Genomic DNA, 25404 nt, shown 5'->3' on the forward strand with positions numbered 1-25404 from the left:
GACCGACTCCAGCACCTCGGGCAGCGGCTCCACGCCAATCCGGAAGAAGCGGACTCGTCGCGGTTCACCGGATCAGTGGGACGAACCGGTCGCACAAGGGGGCTGAGCAGCGGTGTTCCGGGGCGTCGGGCATCCTGGCGTGGTCGCGGTCCGGTCAGGTGGCAGGAGACCCATGAGCACCACGCCTGAACTCGTCGTCCCCGAGAGCGTCGACTCGCCGGTGCGGCCGAAGCCGCCCGGCGGCGCGGTGGCGCGGTGGCTGCTGGCGAACCGGGTGCAGCCGGTCGGGCCGGAGAGCGACGAGTCGCACGCGACGCCGCAGCCGTGGTGGAAGGTCATGTGCCTGACGGGGGTCGACTACTTCTCGACGCTGTCGTACCTGCCCGGCATCGCGGCGCTCGCCGCGGGCGCGCTGTCACCGCTGGCGACGCTGCTGATCGTGGCGCTGACGCTGCTGGGGATGCTCCCGATGTACCGCCGCGTGGCGAGGGAGAGCCCGCACGGCCAGGGGTCCGTCGCGATGCTGGAGAACCTGCTGCCGTTCTGGCGGGGCAAGGTCTTCGTGCTGGTGCTGCTGGGTTTCGTGGCGACGTCGTGGATCATCACCATCACCCTGTCCTCCGCCGACGCGACGGTCCACGTGCTGGAGAACCCGTTCCTGCCCGGTTTCCTGCACGGGCACGCGGTGCTGATCACGGTGGTGCTGCTGCTCGTCCTCGGCGGGGTGTTCCTGCTCGGCTTCAGCGAGGCCGTCAGCGTCGCCATCCCGCTGGTGGGCCTGTTCCTGCTGCTGAACGCCGTCGTGGTCGTCGCGGGCGTGGTCGACGTCGTCGACTCCCCGGAGGCGGTGCGCCGCTGGCTCGACGCGCTCACCGCGGGCGGTGGTCCCGGCGACGTCGTCGGACCCGCGATCCTCGCGTTCCCCCTGCTGGTGCTGGGACTCTCCGGGTTCGAGACCGGCGTCAGCATGATGCCGCTGGTCGCCGCCGACGGGAAGACCGCCGGGGAACGGCTGGAGAGCCGCGTCCGCAACACCCGCAAGCTGCTCACGGTCGCCGCGCTGATCATGTCCGTCTACCTGCTGTCGACCAGCTTCATCACCACCGTGCTCGTGCCCGCCGAGGCGTTCCAGGAGGGCGGCGAGGCGAACGGCCGCGCGCTCGCCTACCTGGCGCACCGGGAGTTCGGCACCGCGTTCGGCACGCTCTACGACGTCAGCAGCATCCTGATCCTGTGGTTCGCGGGCGCGTCGGCGATGGCGGGCCTGATCAACATCGTTCCGCGCTACCTGCCGTCCTACGGCATGGCGCCGGACTGGGGCCGGGCCGTCCGGCCGGTCGTGCTGGTGTACACGGTGATCAGCGTGCTGATCACCGTCGGGTTCGGCGCGGACGTCAACGCCCAGGCGGGCGCGTACGCGACGGGCATCCTGGCGATGATGGTGTCCGGCGCGGTCGCCGTGACCATCTCCGCCCTGCGGCGCGGGCAGAAGCGGGCCACCGCCGGGTTCGCCGTGCTCACGCTCGTGCTGCTCTACGCGCTGGTGGAGAACGTCCGCGAGAAGCCGGACGGCATCGCGATCTCCGGGGTGTTCGTCCTCGGCATCGTGGTGGTGTCACTGGTGTCGCGGGTGTCGCGCACGACGGAGCTGCGGGTCGACCGGCTGGAGTTCGACGAGGCCGCGCGCCGGTTCGTCACCGACTCGATCGCGTTCGACGGCGCCCTGAACCTGATCGCGAACCGCAGGCAGGCGGGCGACGAGGCGGAGTACGACGCGAAGGAGACCGAGCAGCGGTCGATGAACCCGGTGCCGGGCCGGGCGGACGTGCTGTTCCTGGAGATCGAGGTGGACGACCCGTCGGAGTTCAGCGAGGTCCTGCGGGTGCGCGGCGTCGAGGTCGGCGGGCACCGGATCCTGCGCGCGAAGAGCCCGGCCGCGCCGAACGCCATCGCGGCGATCCTGCTGTCGCTGCGGGACGCGACGGGCGTGCGGCCGCACTGCTACTTCGAGTGGTCGGAGGGCAGCCCGCTCGGCCACCTGTTCCGCTACCTCATCCTGGGCCGCGGCGACACCGCGCCGGTCGTGCGCGAGGTGCTGCGCCAGAGCGACGAGGACCCCGCCCGCCGCCCCGGCATCCACGTGGGCGGCTAGGACGCGAAGAAGTCCACCAGCAGCCGGTTGACCTCGGCGGGCTTCTCCAGGTAGCCGAGGTGGCCCGCGTCGGCCACCTCGGCGTACCGCGCGCCGGGGATGACGTCGGCGACCTCGCGGGCCAGGTGCGGGGGCAGCGTGCGGTCGTCGGTGAACCCGACCACGAGGCAGGGCACGGTGATCCGGCGGTAGTCGGCCAGCCGGTCGGTGAAGTCGTTGAGCGCCATCTGCGCCCGCACGCCTGCGCCGACGGACGAACCGCCGTACTCGAACAGCTCCAGCCAGTCCTTCGCCGTCACGGGGTCGGCCAGCGTCGCGGGGGACAGGTAGCGCAGCGCGCTGAACGCCGCGTGGAACCTGTCGGGCAGCTTCACGCCGGAGTCGTGCAGTTCCCGCTCGCCCAGCGACAGCGTGGTGCGCACCGGGTCGGGACGGCCGTAGGTGGCCAGCAGCGCGGCGTGCGACACCAGGTCCGGCCGGGCCAGCGCGAGTTCCTGCACCACGCGCGCGCCGAGCGACGTGCCCGCGACCCTGGCGGGCCCGCCGCCGAGGTGCTCGATCAGCGCCGCGGTGTCGCCCACCATGTCGTCGACGGTGAACCCGCCCGCGCACTCGTCGGTCGGGGGGATGCCGCGGTTGTCGAACGTCACGACCCGGTAGCCCGCGTCGACCAGCGCGGGCACCTGGTGCGCCCGCCAGACACCGCCGGGGCTCCCGGTGCCCATGACCAGCACGGCCAGGTCGGCGCCGTCTCCGGTGACCTGGTAGTTGACGGTGATCCCGTTGAGGGTCGCGGACGGCATGCACGAATGCTCGCGTCAGGTCGTGGAAGTGTCAACGAGGACCGCGGCGGACTTCGGTGATCCGACCCACCGCCGCGCCGGGCGGATACGGTGGAGGTTCACCGAGCGAGGGGGTTCGATGGCGAAGAACGGTCCTGTCTTCGACCGGCGCGAGCAGTACGAGCAGATCGTGAGCGGTCTGCTCGACGGCGAACGGGTGATCGCGGTCTACGACGCCATCGGCGCGGGGACCGGGTTCATCGGCATCACCGACCTGCGGGTCGTCATCCAGGACAAATCGTTCATCGGCAAGAAGACCGCGCTGGTGTCGGTGCCGTACTCGAAGATCAGCAGCGTCGCCGTGGTGTCGAACAAGAGCTGGGGCGGCAGCTTCTTCAGCACGTCCGCCATCGCCGTCACGGCGGGCACCCACGTGCACGAGATCGAGTTCCGCGGCTCGGACAAGGCCCACCACGTGCACAACGTGGTGCTGTGGCACATCACCCGCTAGTTACGCTGGCCCGCATGGGCGACCGTCGAACCATCCTGTCCGGGTCCACGTTCGAGGAGCGGATCGGGTACGCGCGCGCCGTCGTGGACGGTGACTGGGTGTTCGTGTCGGGCACGACCGGGTTCGACTACGCCACCATGACGATCGCCGACGACGTGGTGGAGCAGGCCGAGCAGTGCCTGGCGAACGTCGGCGCGGCGCTCGCCGAGGCGGGCTGCGGGTTCGCCGACGTCGTCCGGGTCCGCTACCTGTTCCCCGACCCGGCCGACTTCGAGCCGTGCTGGCCGGTGCTGCGCCGGACCTTCGCCGACGTCCGCCCGGCGGCCACGATGATGGCCGTCGGGCTCGCCGACCCGCGGATGCGCGTCGAGATCGAGGTGACGGCCCGCAAGCGCTAGCGCGGCCCGTTGGCCGCCCACTCGATGGCGGGGCAGCGGTCCATCACCACGGACAGCCCCGCGGCGCGGGTCCGGTCGAACGCCTGCTCGTCGACCACGTCGAGCTGGAACCACACGGCCTTCGCGCCGATCGCGACGGCCTCGTCGGCGACCGCGCCCGCGTCGGCCGAACGGCGGAACACGTCCACGCAGTCCACCGGGAACGGGATGTCGGCGAGCGACGCGTAACCCCGCTCGCCGTGCACGGTGGCCGCGCTCGGGTGCACCGGCACGATCCGCTTCCCGTGCTGCTGGAGGAACTTCGCCACCCCGTAGGCCGCGCGCGCCGGGTTGTCGCCCAGCCCGACGACGGCCCAGGTGCCGCACTTCGCGAGCACCTCGCGGATGGTCTCCCGGTCGCCCCACGGCTCGTTCGTCATCCGTCGATCGTACGTCCCGGCCGAGCATGAACATTTAATGAAACACTTTCGCATCCGTCGCTCGTGCGTGATCCTGTGCGAACCCGCCCGCCGCGGAGGATCCGAGAGGACTCTTGATGCGCGTCATCCGCTCCGCCGTCGTCGCAGCCCTGCTGGCCGGGCTGGTCGTGCCGACCGCCAGGGCCGACGTCCCCGCGCCGGGCCGGTTCTACCTCCAGAGCGTCGCCACGGGCCTGAACGCGGCGGTCACCGGCGACACCGTCGACCAGCACCGGCCGAAGGGCGACGAGGACCACCAGCAGTGGAACCTCCGCTCCGACGGACGCCTGGAAGAGGGCGGCCGGTGCCTCGGCCGGTCCGGCGACCGGGCCGCGATGCAGGCGTGCGACAGCGCGGACACCCGGTGGGACATCAGCTCCGAGGGCGACCTGCTGCGGTTCAAGGTGCCCGGCGCGGACCGCTACCTCAAGCCCGCCACCCCGTTGGCGATCGGCGCGGGCGGCGACCAGTGGTACCTGACGCCCGTGACGCCGAACCGCCTGCCCGCGCTGCCGGACGGTGAGCGGACGCTCGACCAGGTCACGTTCCTGACGTCGCACAACGCCTACGCGAACGGCGTGGACGGCGGGTTCGCGCCCCCGTTCGTGAACCTGTTCCCCAACCAGGCGCGCGGGATCACCCAGCAGCTCGCCGACGGCGTGCGCGGGTTCATGATGGACGTCCACCAGACCCCCGACGGCGCGATCCTGTGCCACAACAGCTGCAACCTGGTCAGCAAGCCGGTCGCGCTGCGGGTCGACCTCCAGCGGATCGTGGACTTCCTGGGCGCCAACCGGAACGAGTTCGTCACGGTCTTCCTGGAGGACTACGTCTCCGCCGACGTGCTGCGCGCCGAGCTGGCGCGGGTCAACGGCTTGCAGGACGTGCTGTACCGGCCGGACCGGACCGGGGTGCGGCAGAACGGCTGGCCGACGATGGCCGACCTCCGCTCGCGGAACCAGCGCCTGCTGATCTTCACCGACCACGTCGCCGACGGCAGGGAGAGCTCCGGCGTGCAGTACCAGCGGGACTGGACCGTGGAGAACCACTGGTCGATGGGCGGCGGCGTCGGCGCGTCGGACTGGTCCTGCTACAGCCGCTGGAACGACGTCCCGCTGTCGCGCACCGAGGGCGGCTTCCGCAGGCTGTTCGTGATGAACCACTTCCGGGACGTCCCGATGACCGGCACGGTCACCGACGACAACACCAAGCTCGCCAACCGCGCGCAGCGCTTCTGCGAGCCCGCCGCCCGCAAGAAGCCGACGTTCCTCGCCGTCGACCACTACCACCTCGGCAACCCGAGGGCGGCGGTCGACACCCTCAACACCTACCGCTACTAGCCCAGCAGGACCAGGGCGGCGGGCTTGGGCAGGCCGCAGCCCGGCGCGGACAGCGTGAACGCGCTGTCCGCGCCGATGCACGCCACCGCGAGGTGGGTCTGCTGGCCGTACGCCGCGCCGCGCCGCACGGTGACCGCGCCCGCCTCGTCGACCTCGCACGGGTTGTTCTGCGTGCAGCGCTTGCCGTTCTCGTTCACCGTGTTGTTGACGCCGACCACCTCGCCGCTCGCGGCGTCGATGACCGGCGAGCCGGACGTGCCGCCGATGGTGTCGCACGACGCGGTGTAGCGGATCGAGTCGCGCCACGTCCACGCGCCCTCGCGCAGCTCGTGGGCGAACCCGTCCAGCTCGCACGAGTACAGCCGCTTCCAGTACCCGGACACGACCCTGATGTCCGCTCCCGCCACCGGACGCCTCGGCGACAGCTCCAGCGCCCTGGTCCCCAGCGCCTCCACCTGCGCGTAGGTCTGGTCGAGGCGGTAGAACGCCACGTCGGTGGTCGTCATCGTGGCGTAGGCGACCGACGTCGCGCGCAGCGTGCCGAGCGTCGACCCGCCGGTGGAGTCGAGCAGCGTGAACGTCCGGTCGCTCGCCTGCTCCGTGATCACCTCGCCCGCCGCCATGAGCTTCACGCAGTGCCCGTTGGACATGACCAGCGCCGCGTCGGTGGGCCTCGCCGTCGGCGTCCGCACCACCGCTCCCGAGCAGCCGCTCAGCGCCACGGTGCCGGTGAAGTCCACGCCCGTCACCGCGTGGGCGGGGGTGGAGAACAGGACCAGCAGCAGGACGACCGGCAGTGAACGCTTGACCATGGCGGAATCAAACCAGCACCGGAGTGCTTCCCACGGCCGAATCGCCTCACCCGATCGGGCTAGAAGTGCACGCGGGGACGCCGGGGTCGGTCCTCGTTCCCGCGGACCGGGTGGGGACCGCTCCCGCGCGGAAATGCGGTTTTCCCGGTGAATAGGCAGTCCATTGCGAGTGGAATTCTGTTGACGCACCGTCATTCGCGATCACCGTAGGTGGTCGTCGCATTCGGTTGGTTGTGGCCTGATCGTTGTCGAAGAGGTGTAACCGAATGGCGTTCTTCGACGAAAACGGGCTTGTGGCCGTTGTTCCGGTGCGATTCGGAAGTGCGGTCGGTCATCAACGCGGTCACCGAGCGTGCGGTGCCGTCGGCCGAATGGGGCGAATATCCGTCGAGAAGTCCCCTGGGTGGCGGTAACGAACATCGATGGTCGTTCGATTGATCTCGCGAAGAGGCACCCGGCGCATGCGTCGAGCAATGACCGATCGGTAACCCGAAAACTGCGGTCGCCTTCGTGGATTGTCCAAGGCTGAATTCCATCATTGTCGAGGAGAGGTCATCGTGGGGAAAACCTCGTCGGGCACAGCCATGTCCGTCGCGCCTGCCGACCTGGGAAAACTTGGAGTTCAGCTGGGAAAGGGCGGGGAGGCGACGGTTTTCGCGCTACCCGACCTCACCTATCCGGACGTCCGTGGACCGCTCGTCTACAAGCGTTATCAGAAGCCCCACGAGTCGCCGCAGAGCCTGCACCGGGTGGTCGCCTCGCGAAACGCCCTGGACGACGCGACGCGCGCGAAACTGGACGCCGTGACCGCGTGGCCGGTGCGGGTCGTGGAGGAGAACGGCCACGCCGTCGGCATTGTCATGCCGCTCATTCCCGAACCGTACTTCGACCTGGTCACGCGCAACGCGGGCGTGAAAAAATCGCTGCGCGAGGTGCAGAACCTGTTCGTCGCGCCGGACCGCGCCCTTCGTCTCGGACGGCCGGTGCCGACCGACGAGCAGCGGCTGCGGATCTGCCGGGACTTCGCGGGCGGACTGGCGTTCCTGCACCACGAGCTGAAGATCGTGGTCGGCGACGTCAACCCGAAGAACGCGGTCTACCGGCTCGACGCCGAACCGATGGTGCTGTTCCTCGACTGCGACGCCGTGCGGCCCACCGGCGTCGTCGCGCGGGTCAAGCAGCTCAACTTCCCCGACTGGCTGCCGCCGGAGGGCGGCGCGCTGAGCCGGGCGACCGACCACTACAAGCTCGGGCTGTTCATCCTGCGCTGCCTCACGCCCGGCGCGTACTCGTCGGTCAACACCGATCCGGCCGCGGCGGCGACCTGCCTCGACCCGGAGGGGCTCGCGATGCTCCGGCGGGCGCTGGGCCCCGTGCCCGCGGACCGGCCGACGGCGCGGGAGTGGGAGGCGCGCCTGCGGCTGCTGCTGGGCGAGAGCCTGGTCCCGCCGCGGTTGGGCGAGGTCCGGCTCGACCGTGCGGTAGTCCTGGCCGGGCAGTCGGTCGTGGTCGAGTGGGAGGCGCGGGACGCGGTCGAGGTCGAGGTCACCGCCGGCGCGGTCACGTCGCGGGTCGACGGCGCACCGGGCCGGGGCCGGACGTCGGTCGCGGTGGCCGAGTCCGGCTGGGTCGACGTCCGCGCGGTCAACAACCTCGGGACCGACCACCGGCGGCTCGGGCCGCTGACCGCGGTGGCCCCGCCCCGGATCCACCCGCTGCCGGTGCCGGTGCCGCAGGTGGCGTGGCCGCTGCTCGGGCAGGCCGGACCGCCGCGCGCCGAGCTGCCGCCGCTGCCCGCGGTCGACGTGCGGGCGATGGCGCCGGAGGCGTTCACGACGGGCGGGCGAAGACCGCCGCTGCCCTCCGTCCCGGCTCCCACGGCCGGGTTCCCGTTCGACCTGCGAGCGATGTTGACCGAATCACCGGGGTTCGACCCCTGGTTCCACGAGGGTGAGGGGGCGGGCCGATGAGCTTCTCGATGTGGCTGGCGAGGTTGTCCGGCGCGAGGGTGTCGATCCTGGAGAAGGCGCCGGGCGACGTCAACAAGCACGCCGCGATGGGCGGTGTCCTGCTCAGCACCTCCGGCGTCGCCGCCGTCTCGGCGTTCTTCGCGCTCTACTCGGTGCTGGAGCTGCCCGCCTACGCGGCGGTGCTCGCGGGCCTGGTCTGGGGCGTGGTCATCTTCAACCTGGACCGGATGCTCGTCGTCACGATGACGCGGAGCAACGGCTGGCTGCTCAACCTGTTCGCCGCGATCCCGCGGGTCGCGCTCGCGGTGGTGATCGGGACGATCATCTCGATGCCGCTGGTGCTGAGGATCTTCGAGCCGGAGATCAACAGCGAGCTGATCGCGATGCAGGCCGAGACGACGAAGCAGAACCAGGGCAAGGTCGCCGACGCGTTCGCCAAGATCACCGAACTGGAGGGCGAGGAGCGCGAGCTGCTCGACGTCCTGTCCGGCAAGTCCACCACGACGATCTCCGACGACCCGGACGTGAAGGCCGCGAAGGCGGGGCTCGACACGGCGGAGAAGGCCTACCAGGAGGCCAACCGGTTGGCGCAGTGCGAGTTCGACGGCGCCTGCGGCACCAACGTCCCCGGAGACGGCGAGTCCTACCAGCAGAAGAAGCGGGCCGCCGACGAGGCGAGGTCGACCCGCGACAAGGCGCAGACCGCGCTCGACGAGGCCACGGCGAAGGTCACCAAGCGCCTCCAGGACGGCGCCTCCACCGAGACCGACAACGCCAGGAAGCGGCTGCCGGAACTCCAGGGCGACCTCGAACGGCTGCGCGAGGACCGCGCGGACCTGGAGAAGCGCGGCAGCACGGCCACGGCGGCCGACACCGGCCTGCTGGCCCGGTTGGAGGCGCTGGACCGGATCACCGAGGGCAGCCCCAGCGGCGGCCGGGCGCACACCGCGCTGTTCCTGCTGTTCCTGTGCATCGAGCTGCTCCCGGTGGTGGTGAAGCTGATGGCCGGGTTCGGGCCGGAGACGCTCTACGACCGGATGGTCAAGCGCACCGACGACGGCACGGACGCCAACGACCGGCTGTGGGCCGACCGGGACCGCGACCTTGAGGTGGACCGCGCCGACCAGAAGCTCGCGATGGAGCGCCAGCAGCTCGACGCCCAGACGCAGGCGCACGCTCAGACCGCGCAGCTGGTCGCGGGCAAGCAGGCCGACCTCGCCAAGAAGGCCGTCGACGTCTGGGCGACCGTCGCGCAGCGGCGCACCGACGAGGAGCTGAACCGCTGGTACAACGCCAACGCGGGAGCCGACGACCGGCACACGGCGCGGTTCCCCCCGGTGGGCGTCCCGAAGCCGAAGAGGGCGGGCGGCAGCGACCCCCTCACGGTGCGCATCCCGAAGACGAGCCTGGCGAACGCCGTCGACGACCGCCTCACCAAGCCGATCCGCACGGCCAAGCTCCCCCGCGCCAACGGCACGCGCGCCAACGGCACGCCGTCCACCACCCCCACCCCCTGAACGGAGAACCCCGATGGCGAGCGACAACGCCAAGCTCCTGCCCTTCTACCTGGTGATCGACGTCTCGGTGTCGATGACCGGTGCGAAGCTCGAACAGGCCAACGAGATCATGCCCGCGGTCGTCGACGCGCTGGCCGACGCGCCGATCCTGTCGGACAAGGTCCGCTTCGGACTCATCGACTTCGGCACCGACGCGACCGTGCGCCTGCCGCTGTGCGACCTGCTCGACGAGAACGTCACCCTGCCCTCGCTGACCGTGCGGGGCGCGACGTCCTACGCGGCGGCGTTCCGGCTGCTGCGCTCGGAGATCGAGAGCAACGTCAAGCAGCTCAAGGCCGACGGCTTCCAGGTGCACCGGCCCGCCGTGTTCTTCATCAGCGACGGCGACCCCACCGACCGCGGCACGGAGTGGCAGGACGCGTTCCGCGACCTGACCGAGAACTTCCCGATCTACCCGAACTTCGTGCCGTGCGGGGTCGACGACGCGAACCCGAAGACCCTGGCGAGCCTCATCCACCCGGCCTCGGGGCCCAAGGCGATGCAGATGTACCTGATGGAGAACGGCCAGAACCCGGCCCACGCCATCGCCGCCATCGCGGAGATCCTCATCTCCAGCATGCTCGCGTCGGGCCAGAGCCTGACGCAGGGCAGCTCGGGCCTCGTGCTGCCGCAGAAGCAGGACCTGCCGTCGGGCATCGCCGCGCACTCCTCGGACGACTTCGTCTGATGGACACGACGACCGGAGCACGTGCGGACGAGGTCCGCCCGCCGCTGCCCGAACCGGAGCGGACGGTGCCGTGGCGAGGACGGGTCGAGCCCTTCGTCGTGGGCGATCCAGGCCGGGCCGCGTCCAGGACCGTGCCGATCCCCGACGAGGACGCCTGGGACCGCAGGGACACCGTCCTCGACGGCGTGGCTCTGCTCGACGGCGCCCGCGGGCGCGTGGGCGAGGTGCGCGCGGCCAGCGTGCGCGGCCTGGCGCACCGCGCGTACGGCACCGTGCGGCAGGACGAGTACGGCTTCCGGCGCACCCCGGACGGCAGGCACCTCGTCCTCGCGGTGGCCGACGGGGTGTCGTCGGGCAGGTACTCCCACCGGGCCGCGGCCCTCCTGGCGCGCCGGGGCACGGAGGTGCTGGCGAACGAGCTGGCCTCGACCCGACCGGCCGACCTGCGGTGGGCGGAGCTCGTCCGCCGGTTCGCGGGCGCTGTCGAGGCGCGGGGGCGCAGGCTGCTGGCCGCGCGGGGGATGCCGACCGCGGACAGCGCCACCGTCCGGGAGATCGCCGACCACCTGGCGTCCACGGTGCTCTACGCGGTGGTCGACCTGGCCCCGGTGGACGGGGCGCACGAGGTGCACGTGCTCTCGGTGGGCGACTCGTCGGCGTGGGTGCTGCGCGCGGGTGGCCGCTGGGAACCGCAGCACCCCGTGAAGAACGACGGCGCGGTCCTGCACTCGTCGTCCGTGCACGCGCTCCCGCTGCTGTCGAGCACCGAGCCCGTGCCGGTCAGGACGACCGTCGCCCCCGGCGAGGTGCTGGTGCTGATGACCGACGGCATCGGCGACCCGCTCGCGGACGGCACCGGCGACGTCGGGCGGTTCCTGAGCGGGGTCTGGGCGACGCCGCCCGCGTCCGGGCTGGAGTTCGCCGCCCACGTCGGGTTCGCGCGCCGGAGCTTCGACGACGACCGCACCGCCGTCGGGTTCTGGCCGGTCGCGACGGCATGAGCGCCCACGTCATCGGTCTGGACGAGATCGGCGCGCTCGGCGAGCTGCTCGGCGCGGGCGGGCAGGCGAAGGTCTACCGCGCGCCGAACGCCTCGCTCCCGGACGTGCCAGGACCGCTGGTGTACAAGGAGTACCGGGCCGGGCAGGCGCCACCGCACGGGCTGGCCGCGGTGGTGTCGCGCAGGCTGCGCGTGGACGAGGCCGTGCGGCGGCGGATCGACGCCGCCACCGCGTGGCCGGTCCGCACCGTCGAGCAGGACGGCGAGGTGCGGGGCGTCCTCCTGCGGCTCATCCCCGAGGGCTACTTCCAGGACAGGGTGAAGCCGAGCGGGAAGCGGACCCGCACGCTGCGCGAGGTCCAGCACCTGTTCGTCGAGCCGAGCCGGGCGGCGCGCCTGGGGATGCCCGCTCCGAGCACCGCGCAGCGGGTCCTCGTGTGCCGCGACTTCGCCAGCGCGGTGCACCTGCTGCACCGCAACGGCCTGGTGATCGGCGACCTCAACCCCAAGAACGCCGTCTTCCGGCTCGACGAGCGGCCGTGCGTGATGCTGGTCGACTGCGACGGCATCCGGATCAAGGGGGCCGCGGCCGTGGTGCGCCAGCTCAACGCCCCCGACTGGGACCCGCCGGAGCCCGTGCTCAGCCAGGCGAGCGACCTCTACAAGTTCGGCCTGTTCGTGCTCCGCTGCCTGAGCCCCGGCGGGTTCGCGTCGGTCGCGCGCGACCCGAGCAGGCTCGACGGGGTGCTGCCGGGGGAGGGGCCCGCGCTGCTGCGCGCCGCGCTGCGCCCCGATCCGGGTGGACGCACGACGGCGCAGACCTGGGGCCGCTACTTCGACGCGGTGCTGGCCGGGTCGGCCGTACCCGCCGCGCGGACGGCCACCGCCCGGATGAGCACGTCCGGGTGGAGGCGGGACGCGCGGACGAGGCGATGGGTTCGGGTGACCTGACATGGCCGACAGCACCTGCGTGGTGTGCGGGACACCGCCCACCGACCGCTACGTCGTGTCGCTGCACGGCGAGAAGACCTGCGTCCGGCACCCGGCGGACGGCACCTGCGCGCTCTGCGGACGACCGGGGCCCGACGGGCGGCGCGGGTGGTCGCGGTTCACCGCCACGACCGCGCGCTGCCCGACCTGCGCCCGCCAGGCGGTCGACACCCTGGACGAGGCCAGGAAGCACATCCCGCTGCTGCGCGGGGAGATGGCGGCGCTCGGCATCGCACTCGCCCAGCGGGTGCGGGTCACCCTGGTCGACCCCGACGGGCTCGTCGACGACAGCGGCGCGCTCTGCCTGGGGCGGACCCTCCAGCGCACGTGGGTGGAGACCTCGGTGACGGACGTGCTCGGCATCGAGATCGCGCGCGGGCTCACCGAGACCCACTTCGGGGCCGTGGTCGTGCACGAGATCGGGCACGCGTGGCTCGCCCAGCGCGGCGCGCCCGACCTGTCGCCGCAGGTGGAGGAGGGCGTGTGCGAGCTGTTCTCCGGCGCCTGGCTCAAGCGGAGGCCGACCGGGTTCGCCGCCGCGCTGCGCCGATCGGCGCTGGACAACCCCGACCCCGTGTACGGCGCCGGGTACCGGATGGTGCGCGACTCCGTCGTGTCCCACGGCATCACGGCCGTCCTGGACTCGGTCTGCGGGCGGGGACGACTGCCATGAGAACCAGTGGAGGGAGAACGTCGTGGACCTCGGGACGAGAAACCGGGCGATCCTGGTCGTGGACATAGAGAAGTCCAGCGAGCGCACCGATCCGCGGAAGGCGGCGCTGCGCGCGGCCCTGTACGGGGTGCTGGGGGGTGCGCTGAGGACGATGCCGCCGCACCGGGTCGACGACCTGGGCGACGGCGTGCTGGCGGTGTTCGACTCGGACGTGCTGCCGGTGCTGGACCCGCTGGTCGGCGACCTCGTGCAGGCGCTCTGGCGGCACAACGCCACCGTCGACCCGCCGGAGTGGATGAGGCTGCGCCTGGGGGTCCACTTCGGACTGGTCGCGCGCGACCCGCACGGCTGGGTCGGCGACGCGCTGACGACCGCGTTCCGCATCGTCAACGGGGCCGGGGTCAAGGCGGTCCTGCGCGCCGCGCCGCGGGCGCAGTCGATCGTGGTCCTGTCGGACGCCGTCCACCAGACGGTGGTGCGGCCCGGCTACGCCGCGCTCCAGCCGGAGACCTACCGCGACCTGCTCGACGACGGCCGCCGGATGTGGATCCGCGTCCCCGGCTACGCGACCCCGCCCGTCGCGACGGGCGCGCCCGCCGCGGAGCCGGTGCGGGTGGAGGCGCCCCCCGCCAAGTCGATCTCCATCAAGGCCAGGGGCAACGTCTTCACCGCCGACACGATCGGCACCGTCGACGCCCGCGTCGGCCTCGGGCCCGCGTCGTGAGCGACGAGGAGGCCGCGGAGCAGCCGGAGGCGGGCGCCGGCACCGGCTCCGACGACTCGGCGAAGCAGGCGCCCGAGGACGGGGAGAAGGCGAAGCCGGACGCCGCCGCGCCCGAGCCGGAGGGGCCGAGCGCGAAGGACACCGCCTCGGACGCGACCAACGCGCGCAAGCTCCACCAGGACGCCCGCGCGATGGAGAACGCCATCGCCTCGCTGCTGGGCGTCCGGGGCGGTGTCGGCAACGTCTTCGTGGCCAACACGATCGGCCTCGTCGACGCCGGCCTCCCCCGCACGACCGGGTTCCACCACGGATCGGTGCCCACCGGGCCGATCCCCGCGGAGGCGCTGCGGGCGGCGGCGGTGACGTTCGTCGAACCCGCGAACTACCGCGAGCTGCGCGACCGGCTGCGCGACCAGCGGCTGGTCCTGCTCCGCGCGCCGTCGGGCTGGGGTCGCACGGCCACCGCGCTGAACCTCCTGGGCCTGGAGTGCGCGCAGGGCGTGGACAAGCTCAGCCCGGACACCGACCTGCGCTCGCCCGCCGCCCCGGTGGACCTGGAGGCCGACCGCGGCTACCTGCTGGAGACGCTGGAGTTCGACCAGGCGGCGTCGCTGCGGGAGTTCTCGCTCGACCAGTGGCGGCGCAGGCTCACCGAGGCCGGGGCGCGGATGCTCGTCCTCCTCGGCGCGGACGCTCCGCTGCGGGAACGGGAGCTGACCGCCTACGTCGTGGACGGCGCGCAGCGGTCGGACGACCGGACGCTGGTGCTGAGCCACTTCCAGGCCGGGCTCGTGGCCGCGGGCCGACCCCGGCAGGACCTGGTCGACTTCCCCGAGTTCACCGAGCTGGTCGAGGAGGTCGTCGGCCGCACGCTGCGCGCGGGCGACCTGGCGGACTTCGGCCGCGGCCTCTGCGCGGTCGTGCTGGGGGAGGCGGGCGTCGACGACGTCCGCCTCCGCTACGCCCGCGGCGCCGAGTCGGCGTTCCGCGAGTGGTTCGACTCCCTGCCGGACAACGAGTACCGCGCCTTCGCCGTCGCGCTCGCCGTGCTGGACGGGATGCCGCTCGCCACCGTCGCCGAGGCGGGGACGATGCTCGCCAGGGCGATCCAGGAGGCCGAGGTCCCCGACCTGCGCGACCGCACCCGCTCGGTGTTCGCGGTGCGCACGGCCAACCTCGTCGAGCGGATGGAGGCCGAGATCACCCTGGCCGTCGACGACAGCGACCTCGGGACGCTGGCCGCGGAGGTCGCCCGCTACCTCGACCCGCACCGCCCGCGCAAGGTGCTCGAACACGTCTGGCGCGAGTACACCGAGGCCCACGGCGTCGTGCGCGACTGGCTGCGCGACCTCGGCAGCTCGCCGGACCGGCACGTCCGCATCCGCGCGGGGGTCGCGGTCGGGCTGCTGAGCCTGTCGGAGTTCGACCACGCCCGCAGGCACGTGATCGAACCGTGGGCCGAGGAGAACGACTACTGGGAGCGCCAGGCCGTGATCGGCGCGCTGCGGCTCCCCGCGCTGCAACCCGAACTCCAGCCGCTGATCAACCGCATGATCGACCAGTGGCTCAAGGGGAGCGCGGCGACCGGGAGGCGGGTCGCGGCCGTCGCCGCGATGGGCGTCCTGCCGATCATGACGACCGCGCAGGTCCTCAAGCGGCTGCGGAGGGCGGCCGACACCGACGAACCGCGCATGATCATCGCGGTCGCCGACTCGGTCACGAACCTGTCGCTGGAACCCGACCGGCTCGACCCGGTGCTCGGCGCCCTGCTGTCGTGGAGCAGGTCGAAGAAGGCCGACCTGCGCAACACCGCGCTGAACTGCGTGCTGCAACTGGTCGTCTACCTCCAGGTGTCCGAGGACGGCAGCACCGACCCGTGGCCCGGACTGCTGTGGGTCGCCGACCTGGACCGCCGGACGCGTCACCCCGCGCGGGGGGTGGTCGTGGGAACGCGCCGGACCACCAGGCGGGAGGCCGTGGTGTCGCTCGTCGCGCGGGTGCTGGAAGCGCCCTACTTCATGGGCGAGGCCTACCGGGTCGTCCACCAGTGGGTCAAGACCGCCGAGCGCGACCCCGCCCAGCGCGAACCGCTCGGCGCGCTGCTCGCCGACGTCGCCAGGGCCACCGGCGGCCCGGCCACCCTGCGGCTGTACCTGACCGAATGGGCGCGCGCCCGGCGCGGCCCGACCGAAGCCGCGAGCGCGCTGCTCGCCGCACTCGACCGCGAGGAGGTCCCCGCATGATCGCCAGGAACCCCGTCCAGCCCGACCCGCCGCTGCTCACCCGCGTGGAGATCAAGGTCGGCGAGCTGATGTTCAAGAACCGCCCGGTCCCCAGCCACGACCGCGCGACCGTCTTCCTCGACCGCTACGGCCAGTACCACCACCTGACCGAGCAGCTGCCGCTCGGCGGGGGCGCGGGCTACAAGGCGCTGTTCCTGGTCAACACCTCGGTGTTCTGCCTCGACCTCCAGCTCACGCTGCCCAGCCTGGACCAGGCGTCCTGCTTCGCCGCGAAGGTGACGGTGACCTGGCGGATCACCGACCCCGTCGAGGCGGCGAAGACCAACCTGGTCGACGCGGGGCCGGTGCTGCGACCGCACGTCGAGCGGGTGCTGCGGGACATCAGCGTCACCTACCCGATCGAGGACGGGACGGCGGCCGAGCGGGCCATGACGCACGCGTTCACCGGCGGTCGCGCCCGGCAGGGGCTGCGGCAGGGCGTCAGCGTGCTCAGCTGCACCACCGCCCTCACCCTCGACGCGAGCACCATCAACTACATCCGGCGGCGCACGGAGGGCGTGCGGTCGCACGAGGTGAAGAAGGACGCGCTGCGGCACTCGGCGATCGAGCAGACGGCCGAGGAACGGCTCGCCGAGATGAAGAACGAGCACGAGATGCAGATCGAGGCGATGCGGCACTCGCACCAGCTCGAACTGGACCGGCAGCGCATGGCCATGTTCAGCGGCGTCGGGCAGAACCCCGAGAGCCTGATCGCCATCACGCTCGCGCAGGACCCCGGCAAGGCGGCCGACCTCCTCCAACTGGTGCTCAAGCAGCAGCAGGCGGAGCTGGAGGACGCCCGCGGCGTGCTCGACGTGACGCTCAAGCACGGGCTGGTGAACCGCAGCGACGTCGCGGCCATCGTGGGCAGGGCGACGTCGGCCATCGCCCAGGGGATGGCGGGCGACGGGCGGGGCGCGTCGCTGCCGCGCGCGCCGCGGGCGGCGGGCTGCCTGGAGGACGCGCTGACCGCCGAGGTGGTGCCCGAGGCGGCGGCCGCGGTGTACGCGCCGCTGGACGACGACGAGGAGGACGAGGACGACGTCTAGAGCCGCTGCCCGCGCACCCCCGCTCGGCAGGGGGCACTACCCCAGCGGGGGCGGCGGGAGGCGGTAGGTCGCGGGCGTGCGGGACATCCTGATCGGGTTCGCCACCAGGTCGAGCCCGTCCAGGGACACCACCGGCTCCAGCCCGAGGTCGCCGGCCAGCTCGAACGCCCCCGCGAGGTCGTTCACGGGGCCGCAGGGGACGCCCAGCGGGGTGAGCGCGTCGAACCAGTGCCGGGCCGTGCCCGTGCGGAGCCGCGGCCCCAGCAGGGCCATCAGCTCGTCCACGTGCGCCACCCGGTCGGCGTTCGCGGCGAACCGCGGGTCGGTCGCCAGGTCCGGCACGTCCAGCGCCGAGCAGAGCCCGGCGAACTGCCGGTCGTTGCCCACGGCCAGCACCACCGGCCGGTCCGCGGTCTCCACCAGCTCGTACGGCGCGATCGACGGGTGCCGGTTGCCCATGATCCCCGGCACGACGCCCGCCGCCGTGTACCCGGTGCTCTGGTTGACCATCGACGACAGCAGCACGGACAGCAGGTCCACCTCGACCAGCTGGCCCTCGCCGGTGGCGTCGCGGTGCCGCAGCGCGGCCAGGATCCCCACCGCCGCGTGCATCCCGGTCAGCACGTCCACCAGCGCCACCCCGGTCTTCACCGGCTCGCCCGGCCGGGAGCCGGTCACGCTCATCAGCCCGCCGACGGCCTGCACGAGCAGGTCGTAGCCGGGCAGGTGGCGGCCCCCGCCCGAGCCGAAGCCGGTGACCGAGCAGTACACGAGTCCGGGGTGGACGGTCCGCAGGTCCTCGTAGGACAGTCCGAAACCGGCCATCGTGCCCGGCCGGAAGTTCTCCACCACGACGTCCGCGCCGAGCACCAGCTCCCGCGCCGCCGACCGCCCTTCCGCGGTGGAGAGGTCCAGCACCGTCGACGTCTTGTTCCGGTTCACCGACAGGAAGTACGTGGCCACGCCGTCAGCGTGCGGCGGGCCCCAGGCGCGGGTCTCGTCGCCGCGCGGGTGCTCGACCTTGACCACCTCGGCGCCGAGGTCGGCGAGCAGCATCGTGGCGTAGGGCGCGGCCAGCACCCGGCCGAAGTCCGCGACGACCAGCCCGCCGAGCGCGCTCACGGCACCTGCCCCTTGAGCCGCATCGCGGCCAGCACCCGGTCCTGCGCCAGCGCGCGGGCGGCGTCGTGCGTGGTCACCCCGAGCCGGGCCGACTCGCGCACCACGAGCGCGGCGTTCGCCCGCAGCTTCGACGACACGGCGGTCATCACGGTCGACGGCGCCACCGGGGACGGCGAGCAGCGCGCGTCCACCCCGAACGCGGCGGCGATGATCCCGCCCGCGTTGGCGATGAAGTCCGGCACGACGGTGATCCCGCGCGCCGCCAGCACCTCCTGCGCGGCGGCGGTGGTCGGCAGGTTCGCGCCCTCCACCACCATCGCGGCGTTGATCCGGCCCGCCCAGTCCTTGTCGATCACGTCCTGCGTCGCGGCGGGCACCAGCACGTCGCACGGTGCCAGCAGCTCCTTGCCCAGCGGCAGCACCCGCCCGTACTCGGCGACCGCCGCGTCCCCGTGGCTCTCCCGCAGCGCCAGCAGGCGCGGCACGTCCAGGCCGTCGGGGTCGTGCAGGGCGCCGTGCACCGACGACACCGCCACCACCGAGGCACCCAGCTCGGCGAACCGCTTCGCCGCCGCGGCGCCGACGGCCCCGAACCCCTGGATGGCGATCCGCTTGCCGCCCACCGACTCCGACAGCTCGTCGGCCACCTCGGCGACCCCGAAACCGGTCACGCCCAGCTCGTCGTACGGCAGGCCGCCCAGCGCGGCGGGTGCGCCCATCATCGCGCCCCGGTCGCCCAGCTCGTCCTGCACGATCGCCGCGTCCCGCTCGTCGAGACCGACGTCCAGGCCCAGCACGTACTCGCCGGGGACCTCGTTGGACAGCGCGCGGGCGAACGCCCGCAGCGCCCTCTCCTTGCCCGGTGACGCGGGGTCGAACACGATGCCGGCCTTGGCGCCGCCGAAGAACAGGTCGACCGCCGCCCACTTCCACGTCATCACCCGCGCCAGCCGGGCCACCTCGCCGGTCGTCACGTCCGGCCCCATCCGGGTGCCGCCCTTGCCCGTGCCGCGCGCCGTGTTGTCGATGACCAGCACGCCCTTCATCCCGGAACGGCGGTCGGACACCACGACGACCTTCTCGGGTCCCCACTCGTCCATGAGGTGCAGCACGTCGGTCATCGGGTCCCTCAGACGGTGTTGAGCTCGGGCCGGTGGGCGTTCGCGGCGAACCGGTTCGCGTCCAAGGTAGACACGTCGATCTCCGGCTCGCGCCCGAGGTACAGGTCGCGCACCACCTCGCCCACCGCGGGACCCTGGAGGAACCCGTGCCCGGAGAACCCCGTGGCGTAGAGGAACCGGCCCGGTGCCTCCCCGATCAGCGCGTTGTGGTCCGGCGTCACCTCGTAGAGCCCGGCCCAGCCGCTCGCGACCCCGACGTCCAGCAGGCCCGGCGCGCGCACCCCGATCGCCTCGCCCAGCCGGGGCAACCACTCGTCGGACCGGTCCAGGTGGAAACCGGGCTCCTGCTCGGGGTCCGACATGCCCATCAGCAGCCCGCGGCCCTCGCGGTGGAAGTAGAACGACGACGCGAAGTCGATGGTGAACGGCACGACCGGGGCCAGGTCGGGGATCGGCTCGGTGCACACGACCTGCCGCCGCAGCGGCGTGACCGGCAGGTCGACGCCCACGAGCCCGCCGATCCGCCGCGACCACGCGCCCGCGGCGCACACCACGGTCGACGTCCGGATGGTCCCGCGGTTCGTGACGACGGCGGTGATCCCGCCTGCGTCCGACTCGATGTCCAGCACCTCCGTGCGCGTGCGCAGCACCGCCCCGAGCCGCCGCGCGGCCGTCGCGTACCCGAGCACGACCGACTCCGGCGTGCAGTGCCCGTCGTCGGGGGAGTAGGTGGCGGCCAGCAGCCCGTCGGTGGAGATCAGCGGCGACATCGCCTTCGCCTCGGCCACCTCCAGCATCCGGCTCGGCACGCCCAGGCCGTTCTGGAGCACCACGTTCCGCTCGAACGCCGCCACCGCGTCCGGGTCCGACAGCAGGAACAGGTACCCGGTCCGGTGCAGGTCGATCTCCTGCCCCGGCCGGTCGCCGAACCGCGCGAACGCCTCCAGGCTGCGCGCCCCCAGCCTGATGTTGACCTCGTCGGAGAACTGCGCCCGCACCCCGCCCGCGGCCTTGCTGGTGGACCCCGACCCGAGTTCGTCGCGCTCCACCAGCACGACGTCGCGCACACCGGCCTCGGCGAGGTGGAAGGCGATGCTGACGCCCATCACCCCACCGCCGACCACGACGACCTCGGCGGAGTCGGGAGTCACGGCCGACCCCCCTCTCGACGGTGTCCACCCGGAACCGCCCGCCGCGCCGACCGGACCCCGGTCACCCCGTCGTCCACGAGCGGTCCGGTGGGGGCGTAGGCGCGTCCAGGTGGCATGAGCCCCAGCGTGCAGTGCGCGCCGCGGCGCTGCCAAGCCCCCGCGGGGCGAAACCGCGGGTTTTCGAGCGGGCGCGCCCGAGGACCGCCGTCGAGGCGACCCCGGCTACTCCCCCTTGACCCCGTCGGCCAGCTCCCGCAGGAAGTCCAGGTGCCCGACGTGCCGAGCCGTCTCCTGGATCACGTGCACCATCACCCACCGCACGGTCTTGTCGTCCGGCAACCGGGTCGGCTCGTCCGGCCCGAGCCCGGCCAGCGCCCGCCCGGACAGCTCCCACTCGGCCTGGTACTCCGCGGTCACCGTCTCGGGGGTCTCCCCGGCCCCGAACGCCCACGAGGCGTCGGCGTCGACGCCCCACAGCGAGGGCAGGTCGACCCCACCGCCCACGATGGACATCCAGTACCGCTCCACCGCCGTCAGGTGCTTCAGCACCCCCATGGCGGTCACCACGGGCGACGTGGGCAGCGGGGCGGCGGCCCCCAGGTCCCTGCTCAACCCGGCGACCTTCGCGACGGCCGTCAGCCGCAGGAAGTCCAGGAACTCCCACTGCAACCGCAACTCGTCCGTCGCGTACGTCCGCGGCCAGCGGCGTTCCGGCACGTTCGAACCCATGTTCGACACCCTAGCCCCGCCGGTACCACCGCGGCGAGGTGGTCGGCGGCGGTGTGAGCCGCGAGCGGACCACCAGCACGTTGGGCCCCTCCGCCGCGACGAACTCGGCCAACCGGGCCCCGAAGACCGACCCGAACCCGTCCACGGCCACCGCGGGCACCCCGAAGCTCTCCGCGAGCGCCACGAAGTCCGGCGTGCGCAGGTCCACCCCGGTGGCCGGGTGCCCGGCGACCTCCTGGTCGTAGCGCAACATCCCGTACCCGCCGTCGTCCACGACCACCGCGGTCACCGGCAGCCCCTCCTGCGCCACCGTGGCGAGGTCCCCGCAGGCGAACAGGAACCCGCCGTCCCCGCAGACCGCCACGGCCCGCCCGACGACCGAGGCGCCCACCGCGGCCGGGAACCCGAACCCCAGCGTCCCCCACCCCACCGGGTAGGCCAGCCCGCGGGGCCTCGGCACCCGGTGGAACCCGCCCACCCAGTACCCGGCCACGCACATGTCCGCCACCAGCGTCGCCGACACGCCCTCCAGCGCCGCCAACAGGTACGCGGCCTCCGGCGACTCGTCCGCCACGGTCCGCCGCACCGCCGCGTTGACCCCGCTCACCAGGTCCACCGGCGGCGGAGCGGGCGGCAGCGCCGAGACCAGCGCCGACACCACCCGCCGGGCGTCACCGACCAGCACCGCGTCCGCCGGGTAGTTCTTCGAGGCCTCGTCGGCGTCCACGTTGACGGCCAGCAGCCGAGGGGGCGGCGGCAGCGCCCAGTTCTGCGTCGACATCCCGTCGAAGTCCGTTCCCACGGCGACCACCAGGTCCGCGGCGTCCCACAGCGCGCCGACCTCGGGCACGTGGACGGGCCCGTGCACCGCGCACGGGTGGTCGAGCGGCAGCAGGCCGCGCGCCCCGAACGTGGTCAGCACCGGCGCCCCGATCCGCGAGGCCAGCTCCCCGACGTCGGCGCCGGAGCGGGCCGCGCCGCCACCGGCCCAGATCACCGGCCGCCGGGCACCGGCGATCAGCTCCAGCGCCTCGGACAGGTCCGGCACGGGGGACTCCGCGGCGGGCTCGGCGGCGGCGGGAGCGGCCGGGGCGACGAGGAGGTCCGCGGGGATCCCCAGGTACACCGGCCCCTGCGCGCCGGACAGCGCCGTCCGCACGGCCCGGTGGGCGGAGGCGGCGAGCGAACCGGCGTCCGGCACGGTCCACGCGTCCTTGACCACCGGCCGGAACATCCCGGCCTGGTCGCGGGTCTCGTGCAGCACGCCGCGGTGCACGCCCGGAACCCGCAGCGTGGACGGGATGTCCGTGGCGACGACCAGCACCGGCGACCCGGACGCCATCGCCTCCCCGACGGCGCCCAGCGTGTTCGCCGCGCCGGGCCCGGTCGTCACGACCGCCACCCCGAGGCGTCCGGTGGCCCGCGCGTAGCCGTCCGCCGCGTACGCGGCCGTCTGCTCGTGCCGGACACCGATCATCCGGATGCCGGAGTCGCGCAGCGCCTCCCAGACGGCCAGGTTGTGCACCCCCGGCAGGCCGAACACCACCTCCACGCCGTGCGAGGCGAGCACTTCGAGCAGGCGGCGGGCTCCGGTGACCATGGACCCGACGGTAAGCAGCGCCGCTCAGCGGGGCAACGCGCGTGCGGCGGCCCCGGTGCTCGGGCCCGTCCGAGCGGGTGCCTCGACACCTCCACGTCGAGGCCTCGGCCGATCAGCGCCCGTCCGGACCGCAGCCGGACGGGGGTCGAGCCCTGGCTGCTCCGGGGCGTCCCAACCCTCGACCGCGCACCGCGCACCGCGCCGGCGGCGCGCAGGCGCTCCTCCGCCACCTCCCGCCCGTCCGCCGAACCGGTCCGGCCGCACCCGTTCGCCGAATTCGCGGAGGAACGGGTGCGGCCGGAGGTATGGTGGTCACCGGCGTGCGTGAGCAGACGTGAGGCTGGAGCCACTCCCCGGCAACCGGGTGGCAGATCCGCCGCGGGGTAGAGGTACCCCTGCTCATCGAGCAACACCTGACCACCAGACCGACGCACGAGTGCGCGCGTCCTACTTCGCCGAGCCGGGCGGTGCGAGCGGGAGCCCACCGTGTCACGCACGTCCCTCACCGACCAGCTGGTCGACCTCCGCCGGGTGTACACCGGCGAGAACCTCACCCAGGCGGTGCCCGCGGTCAAGGCCGCGCTCTCGGCGTTCACCGCGGACGACCGCGACCTCGTCGTGGACGCCCTGCGCGGCCGGGGCGCGCTGCCGGAGCGGCTGAGCCTGGAACTGCTGCCCGGCGCGCTGTCGCGGGCGCAGCGGGAACTGGAGTCCGCGCTGCTGCGCGTCGCCTCCGACGCGGCGGCCCACTTGCAGCTCCGCCCTCCGGCGAGCATGCTGCGCCCGGCGCACGCGTTCCGCGCGGTGGAGCCCTTCGCCGTGCCGCGCGTGCACCTGGCGGACCACGCGCTCGGTCCGCTGCTCTACGAACTCCTGCCCCGGCTGGAGGAGACGTGGGTGGCGGGCCTGGCGGGCGTCCGCGTCCGCAGGCACCCCCGCGCGGTCGAGCTGCACGTGCTGGACGACCCGGACGCCCGGATCGTCCTCGCGGGCGTCGACACGACCGCCTGGGACACCGCGATGGCCTACGTGCGCAGGCTGCTGGCCGACCGCGGTCTCACCTCCACGTTCGCCGAGGGCGACCTGACCGGGCCGGAGCGGGCGCACCTGGCCGAGCACGGCCGCACGCCCGGTCCCTCGGGCATCGGCAGCGCCCTGCTGCGCCGCGTGGCCCTGTTCGCCAGGGCACCCTGGCTGCGCTCGTGGTCGCAGGGCGAGCAGTGGTGGCTGGAGTGGCCGGGCGGCCTCGGCCTGCCGTGGGTCGCCGACCGGCTGTCCGACGGCGTGTTCGGCCTGCCCGGCGCGGTCGAGGTGCCCAGCTCGGCGGGCGGCCTCGGGCTGGCGGTCGGCGGCGACGCGCTGTTCCTGCGCGAGGTCGACGCCCCCGATCCGGCGAACGAGGAGGCCCTGGCGGCGTTCGAGTGGCCGGACGGCGTCACGGGCTGGTCGGCGATCACGTAGTCGCGCCGCGGGGGGCGTGTGCCTTGCGCCCCCTGCGGTTCGCGCCGCGAGTCCGTTGTGGACCGAACGGTGCGGTCGGCCCGGCCGACCGTCCCGCCGTGCCGGGGCGGCGCCGCCGGGGGCCGCTCGTGTCCGCGATCACGGCGCTTTGCGATGGTGGGGGCCACCGGCGTCGGTAGACTGCCCTCGACCAGCCGCGACCGCGTCCGGTCGGGCAAGACCGTCAGGAGGACCCCGGTGACCCAACCGGCCGAGGCCCACCCCGCGCCGCGCCGCGTGCTCGTCGCGGAGGACGAAGCGCTGATCCGCCTCGATCTCGTCGAGATGCTGCGGGAAGAGGGCTACGAGGTGGCCGGCGAGGCCGCCGACGGTGACGAGGCCATCAAGCTCGCCACCGAACTGCGCCCGGACCTGGTCATCCTCGACGTCAAGATGCCGAAGGTCGACGGCATCGAGGCGGCCTCCGCCATCGCGGGGGGCCGCATCTCCGCCGTGGTGATACTGACCGCCTTCAGCCAGCGCGAACTGGTCGAGCGCGCGCGCGACGCCGGCGCCATGGCGTACCTGGTCAAGCCGTTCGCCAAGCGCGACCTGGTGCCCGCCATCGAGCTGGCCATGAGCCGCTTCGCCGAGCTCCAGGCGCTGGAGAACGAGGTCGCGGGCCTGACCGACCGCCTGGAGACCCGCAAGGTCGTCGAGCGCGCCAAGGGCCTGCTGATGAGCAAGCAGAACCTGTCCGAGCCCGAGGCCTTCCGCTGGGTGCAGCGGACCGCGATGGACCGCCGCACGACCATGAAGGCGGTCGCGGAAGCGGTCATCGAGAACTTCGGCTGAC

23 protein-coding genes are annotated in these 25404 nt (G+C 73.1%); 15 read left to right on the top strand and 8 right to left on the bottom strand.

Annotation, left to right across the window (positions count from 1 at the left end; genetic code table 11):
• Nucleotides 1-172: 172 nt before the first annotated feature.
• Nucleotides 173-2152, top strand: coding sequence for an amino acid transporter (locus VFZ92_RS22815; protein WP_330878044.1), 1980 nt, complete (start codon nt 173-175; stop codon nt 2150-2152).
• Here the strand turns inward: VFZ92_RS22815 and VFZ92_RS22820 are convergent.
• Entirely contained in the window at nt 2149-2955 is an 807-nt protein-coding gene (locus VFZ92_RS22820) for an alpha/beta fold hydrolase (RefSeq protein WP_330878045.1), read from the bottom strand. The genes VFZ92_RS22815 and VFZ92_RS22820 overlap by 4 nt on opposite strands.
• 118 nt (nt 2956-3073) lie before the next feature.
• Between VFZ92_RS22820 and VFZ92_RS22825 the strand changes: the two genes are divergently transcribed.
• Entirely contained in the window at nt 3074-3445 is a 372-nt protein-coding gene (locus VFZ92_RS22825) for a PH domain-containing protein (RefSeq protein WP_330878046.1), read from the top strand.
• A gap of 14 nt (nt 3446-3459) precedes the next feature.
• Nucleotides 3460-3843, top strand: a complete 384-nt coding sequence (locus VFZ92_RS22830) for a RidA family protein (RefSeq protein WP_330878047.1) — start codon at nt 3460-3462, stop codon at nt 3841-3843.
• Here the strand turns inward: VFZ92_RS22830 and VFZ92_RS22835 are convergent.
• On the bottom strand, nt 3840-4262 hold the full coding sequence (locus VFZ92_RS22835; RefSeq protein WP_330878048.1) for a CoA-binding protein: 423 nt from the start codon (nt 4260-4262) through the stop codon (nt 3840-3842). The two genes, VFZ92_RS22830 and VFZ92_RS22835, sit on opposite strands and share 4 nt — an antisense overlap.
• A gap of 116 nt (nt 4263-4378) precedes the next feature.
• Between VFZ92_RS22835 and VFZ92_RS22840 the strand changes: the two genes are divergently transcribed.
• A complete protein-coding gene (locus tag VFZ92_RS22840; RefSeq protein WP_330878049.1) occupies nt 4379-5641 on the top strand; it encodes a phospholipase in 1263 nt (420 codons plus the stop codon).
• Here the strand turns inward: VFZ92_RS22840 and VFZ92_RS22845 are convergent.
• Nucleotides 5638-6453 carry a serine protease gene (locus tag VFZ92_RS22845; RefSeq protein ID WP_330878050.1) on the bottom strand — a complete coding sequence of 272 codons (816 nt, stop codon included), beginning with the start codon at nt 6451-6453 and terminating at the stop codon, nt 5638-5640. The genes VFZ92_RS22840 and VFZ92_RS22845 overlap by 4 nt on opposite strands.
• Before the next feature lie 749 nt (nt 6454-7202).
• On the opposite strand from VFZ92_RS22845, the gene VFZ92_RS22850 reads away from it, so the two are divergent.
• The 9 genes from VFZ92_RS22850 to VFZ92_RS22890 are packed head-to-tail and all read left to right on the top strand — an operon-like array spanning nt 7203 to nt 17385.
• A complete protein-coding gene (locus VFZ92_RS22850) occupies nt 7203-8423 on the top strand; it encodes a hypothetical protein (RefSeq protein ID WP_330878051.1) in 1221 nt (406 codons plus the stop codon).
• Entirely contained in the window at nt 8420-9940 is a 1521-nt protein-coding gene (locus tag VFZ92_RS22855) for a DUF4407 domain-containing protein (RefSeq protein WP_330878052.1), read from the top strand. The genes VFZ92_RS22850 and VFZ92_RS22855 overlap by 4 nt, the downstream gene beginning before the upstream one ends.
• 13 nt (nt 9941-9953) lie before the next feature.
• On the top strand, nt 9954-10667 hold the full coding sequence (locus tag VFZ92_RS22860) for a vWA domain-containing protein (protein WP_330878053.1): 714 nt from the start codon (nt 9954-9956) through the stop codon (nt 10665-10667).
• Nucleotides 10667-11668, top strand: a complete 1002-nt coding sequence (locus tag VFZ92_RS22865) for a protein phosphatase 2C domain-containing protein (RefSeq protein ID WP_330878054.1) — start codon at nt 10667-10669, stop codon at nt 11666-11668. Before VFZ92_RS22860 ends, VFZ92_RS22865 begins: the two co-directional genes overlap by 1 nt.
• On the top strand, nt 11665-12618 hold the full coding sequence (locus tag VFZ92_RS22870; RefSeq protein ID WP_330878055.1) for a hypothetical protein: 954 nt from the start codon (nt 11665-11667) through the stop codon (nt 12616-12618). The genes VFZ92_RS22865 and VFZ92_RS22870 overlap by 4 nt, the downstream gene beginning before the upstream one ends.
• A gap of 1 nt (nt 12619) precedes the next feature.
• Nucleotides 12620-13330 carry a protein DA1 gene (locus VFZ92_RS22875; RefSeq protein ID WP_330878056.1) on the top strand — a complete coding sequence of 237 codons (711 nt, stop codon included), beginning with the start codon at nt 12620-12622 and terminating at the stop codon, nt 13328-13330.
• A gap of 22 nt (nt 13331-13352) precedes the next feature.
• Nucleotides 13353-14054 (top strand): hypothetical protein, encoded by a 702-nt coding sequence (locus tag VFZ92_RS22880; protein ID WP_330878057.1) that lies wholly within the window; start codon nt 13353-13355, stop codon nt 14052-14054.
• Entirely contained in the window at nt 14051-16297 is a 2247-nt protein-coding gene (locus VFZ92_RS22885) for a hypothetical protein (protein WP_330878058.1), read from the top strand. Before VFZ92_RS22880 ends, VFZ92_RS22885 begins: the two co-directional genes overlap by 4 nt.
• Nucleotides 16294-17385 (top strand): hypothetical protein, encoded by a 1092-nt coding sequence (locus VFZ92_RS22890; RefSeq protein ID WP_330878059.1) that lies wholly within the window; start codon nt 16294-16296, stop codon nt 17383-17385. Before VFZ92_RS22885 ends, VFZ92_RS22890 begins: the two co-directional genes overlap by 4 nt.
• A 36-nt stretch (nt 17386-17421) precedes the next feature.
• On the opposite strand, the gene VFZ92_RS22895 is transcribed toward VFZ92_RS22890, so the two are convergent.
• The 5 genes from VFZ92_RS22895 to VFZ92_RS22915 all read right to left on the bottom strand — a co-directional run bounded on the left by VFZ92_RS22895 (nt 17422) and on the right by VFZ92_RS22915 (nt 23108).
• Nucleotides 17422-18507 carry a CoA transferase gene (locus VFZ92_RS22895; RefSeq protein WP_330878060.1) on the bottom strand — a complete coding sequence of 362 codons (1086 nt, stop codon included), beginning with the start codon at nt 18505-18507 and terminating at the stop codon, nt 17422-17424.
• Nucleotides 18504-19628: a Glu/Leu/Phe/Val family dehydrogenase gene (locus VFZ92_RS22900; RefSeq protein WP_330878061.1), complete on the bottom strand. Its 1125-nt coding sequence runs from the start codon at nt 19626-19628 to the stop codon at nt 18504-18506. Before VFZ92_RS22900 ends, VFZ92_RS22895 begins: the two co-directional genes overlap by 4 nt.
• An 8-nt stretch (nt 19629-19636) precedes the next feature.
• Nucleotides 19637-20779, bottom strand: a complete 1143-nt coding sequence (locus VFZ92_RS22905) for an FAD-binding oxidoreductase (protein ID WP_330878062.1) — start codon at nt 20777-20779, stop codon at nt 19637-19639.
• 222 nt (nt 20780-21001) lie between these two features.
• Nucleotides 21002-21517: a DinB family protein gene (locus VFZ92_RS22910; RefSeq protein WP_414719978.1), complete on the bottom strand. Its 516-nt coding sequence runs from the start codon at nt 21515-21517 to the stop codon at nt 21002-21004.
• A gap of 1 nt (nt 21518) precedes the next feature.
• Nucleotides 21519-23108: a thiamine pyrophosphate-binding protein gene (locus VFZ92_RS22915; protein ID WP_330878064.1), complete on the bottom strand. Its 1590-nt coding sequence runs from the start codon at nt 23106-23108 to the stop codon at nt 21519-21521.
• 486 nt (nt 23109-23594) lie between these two features.
• On the opposite strand from VFZ92_RS22915, the gene VFZ92_RS22920 reads away from it, so the two are divergent.
• Nucleotides 23595-24569 (top strand): hypothetical protein, encoded by a 975-nt coding sequence (locus VFZ92_RS22920; RefSeq protein ID WP_330878065.1) that lies wholly within the window; start codon nt 23595-23597, stop codon nt 24567-24569.
• Between the two features lie 237 nt (nt 24570-24806).
• Nucleotides 24807-25403, top strand: coding sequence for an ANTAR domain-containing response regulator (locus tag VFZ92_RS22925; protein ID WP_330878066.1), 597 nt, complete (start codon nt 24807-24809; stop codon nt 25401-25403).
• The last annotated feature ends 1 nt before the right edge of the window (nt 25404 follow it).

It is taken from the genome of Umezawaea sp., assembly GCF_036375055.1.
Classification (GTDB): Bacteria; Actinomycetota; Actinomycetes; order Mycobacteriales; family Pseudonocardiaceae; genus Umezawaea.

Bases quoted from the DNA above. Each gene is read 5' to 3' on its own strand.
- VFZ92_RS22815 (WP_330878044.1), top strand. From the start codon at position 173: ATGAGCACCACGCCTGAACTCGTCGTCCCCGAGAGCGTCGACTCGCCG.
- VFZ92_RS22820 (WP_330878045.1), bottom strand. From the start codon at position 2,955: ATGCCGTCCGCGACCCTCAACGGGATCACCGTCAACTACCAGGTCACC.
- VFZ92_RS22825 (WP_330878046.1), top strand. From the start codon at position 3,074: ATGGCGAAGAACGGTCCTGTCTTCGACCGGCGCGAGCAGTACGAGCAG.
- VFZ92_RS22830 (WP_330878047.1), top strand. From the start codon at position 3,460: ATGGGCGACCGTCGAACCATCCTGTCCGGGTCCACGTTCGAGGAGCGG.
- VFZ92_RS22835 (WP_330878048.1), bottom strand. From the start codon at position 4,262: ATGACGAACGAGCCGTGGGGCGACCGGGAGACCATCCGCGAGGTGCTC.
- VFZ92_RS22840 (WP_330878049.1), top strand. From the start codon at position 4,379: ATGCGCGTCATCCGCTCCGCCGTCGTCGCAGCCCTGCTGGCCGGGCTG.
- VFZ92_RS22845 (WP_330878050.1), bottom strand. From the start codon at position 6,453: ATGGTCAAGCGTTCACTGCCGGTCGTCCTGCTGCTGGTCCTGTTCTCC.
- VFZ92_RS22855 (WP_330878052.1), top strand. From the start codon at position 8,420: ATGAGCTTCTCGATGTGGCTGGCGAGGTTGTCCGGCGCGAGGGTGTCG.
- VFZ92_RS22860 (WP_330878053.1), top strand. From the start codon at position 9,954: ATGGCGAGCGACAACGCCAAGCTCCTGCCCTTCTACCTGGTGATCGAC.
- VFZ92_RS22865 (WP_330878054.1), top strand. From the start codon at position 10,667: ATGGACACGACGACCGGAGCACGTGCGGACGAGGTCCGCCCGCCGCTG.
- VFZ92_RS22870 (WP_330878055.1), top strand. From the start codon at position 11,665: ATGAGCGCCCACGTCATCGGTCTGGACGAGATCGGCGCGCTCGGCGAG.
- VFZ92_RS22875 (WP_330878056.1), top strand. From the start codon at position 12,620: ATGGCCGACAGCACCTGCGTGGTGTGCGGGACACCGCCCACCGACCGC.
- VFZ92_RS22890 (WP_330878059.1), top strand. From the start codon at position 16,294: ATGATCGCCAGGAACCCCGTCCAGCCCGACCCGCCGCTGCTCACCCGC.
- VFZ92_RS22900 (WP_330878061.1), bottom strand. From the start codon at position 19,628: ATGACCGACGTGCTGCACCTCATGGACGAGTGGGGACCCGAGAAGGTC.
- VFZ92_RS22915 (WP_330878064.1), bottom strand. From the start codon at position 23,108: ATGGTCACCGGAGCCCGCCGCCTGCTCGAAGTGCTCGCCTCGCACGGC.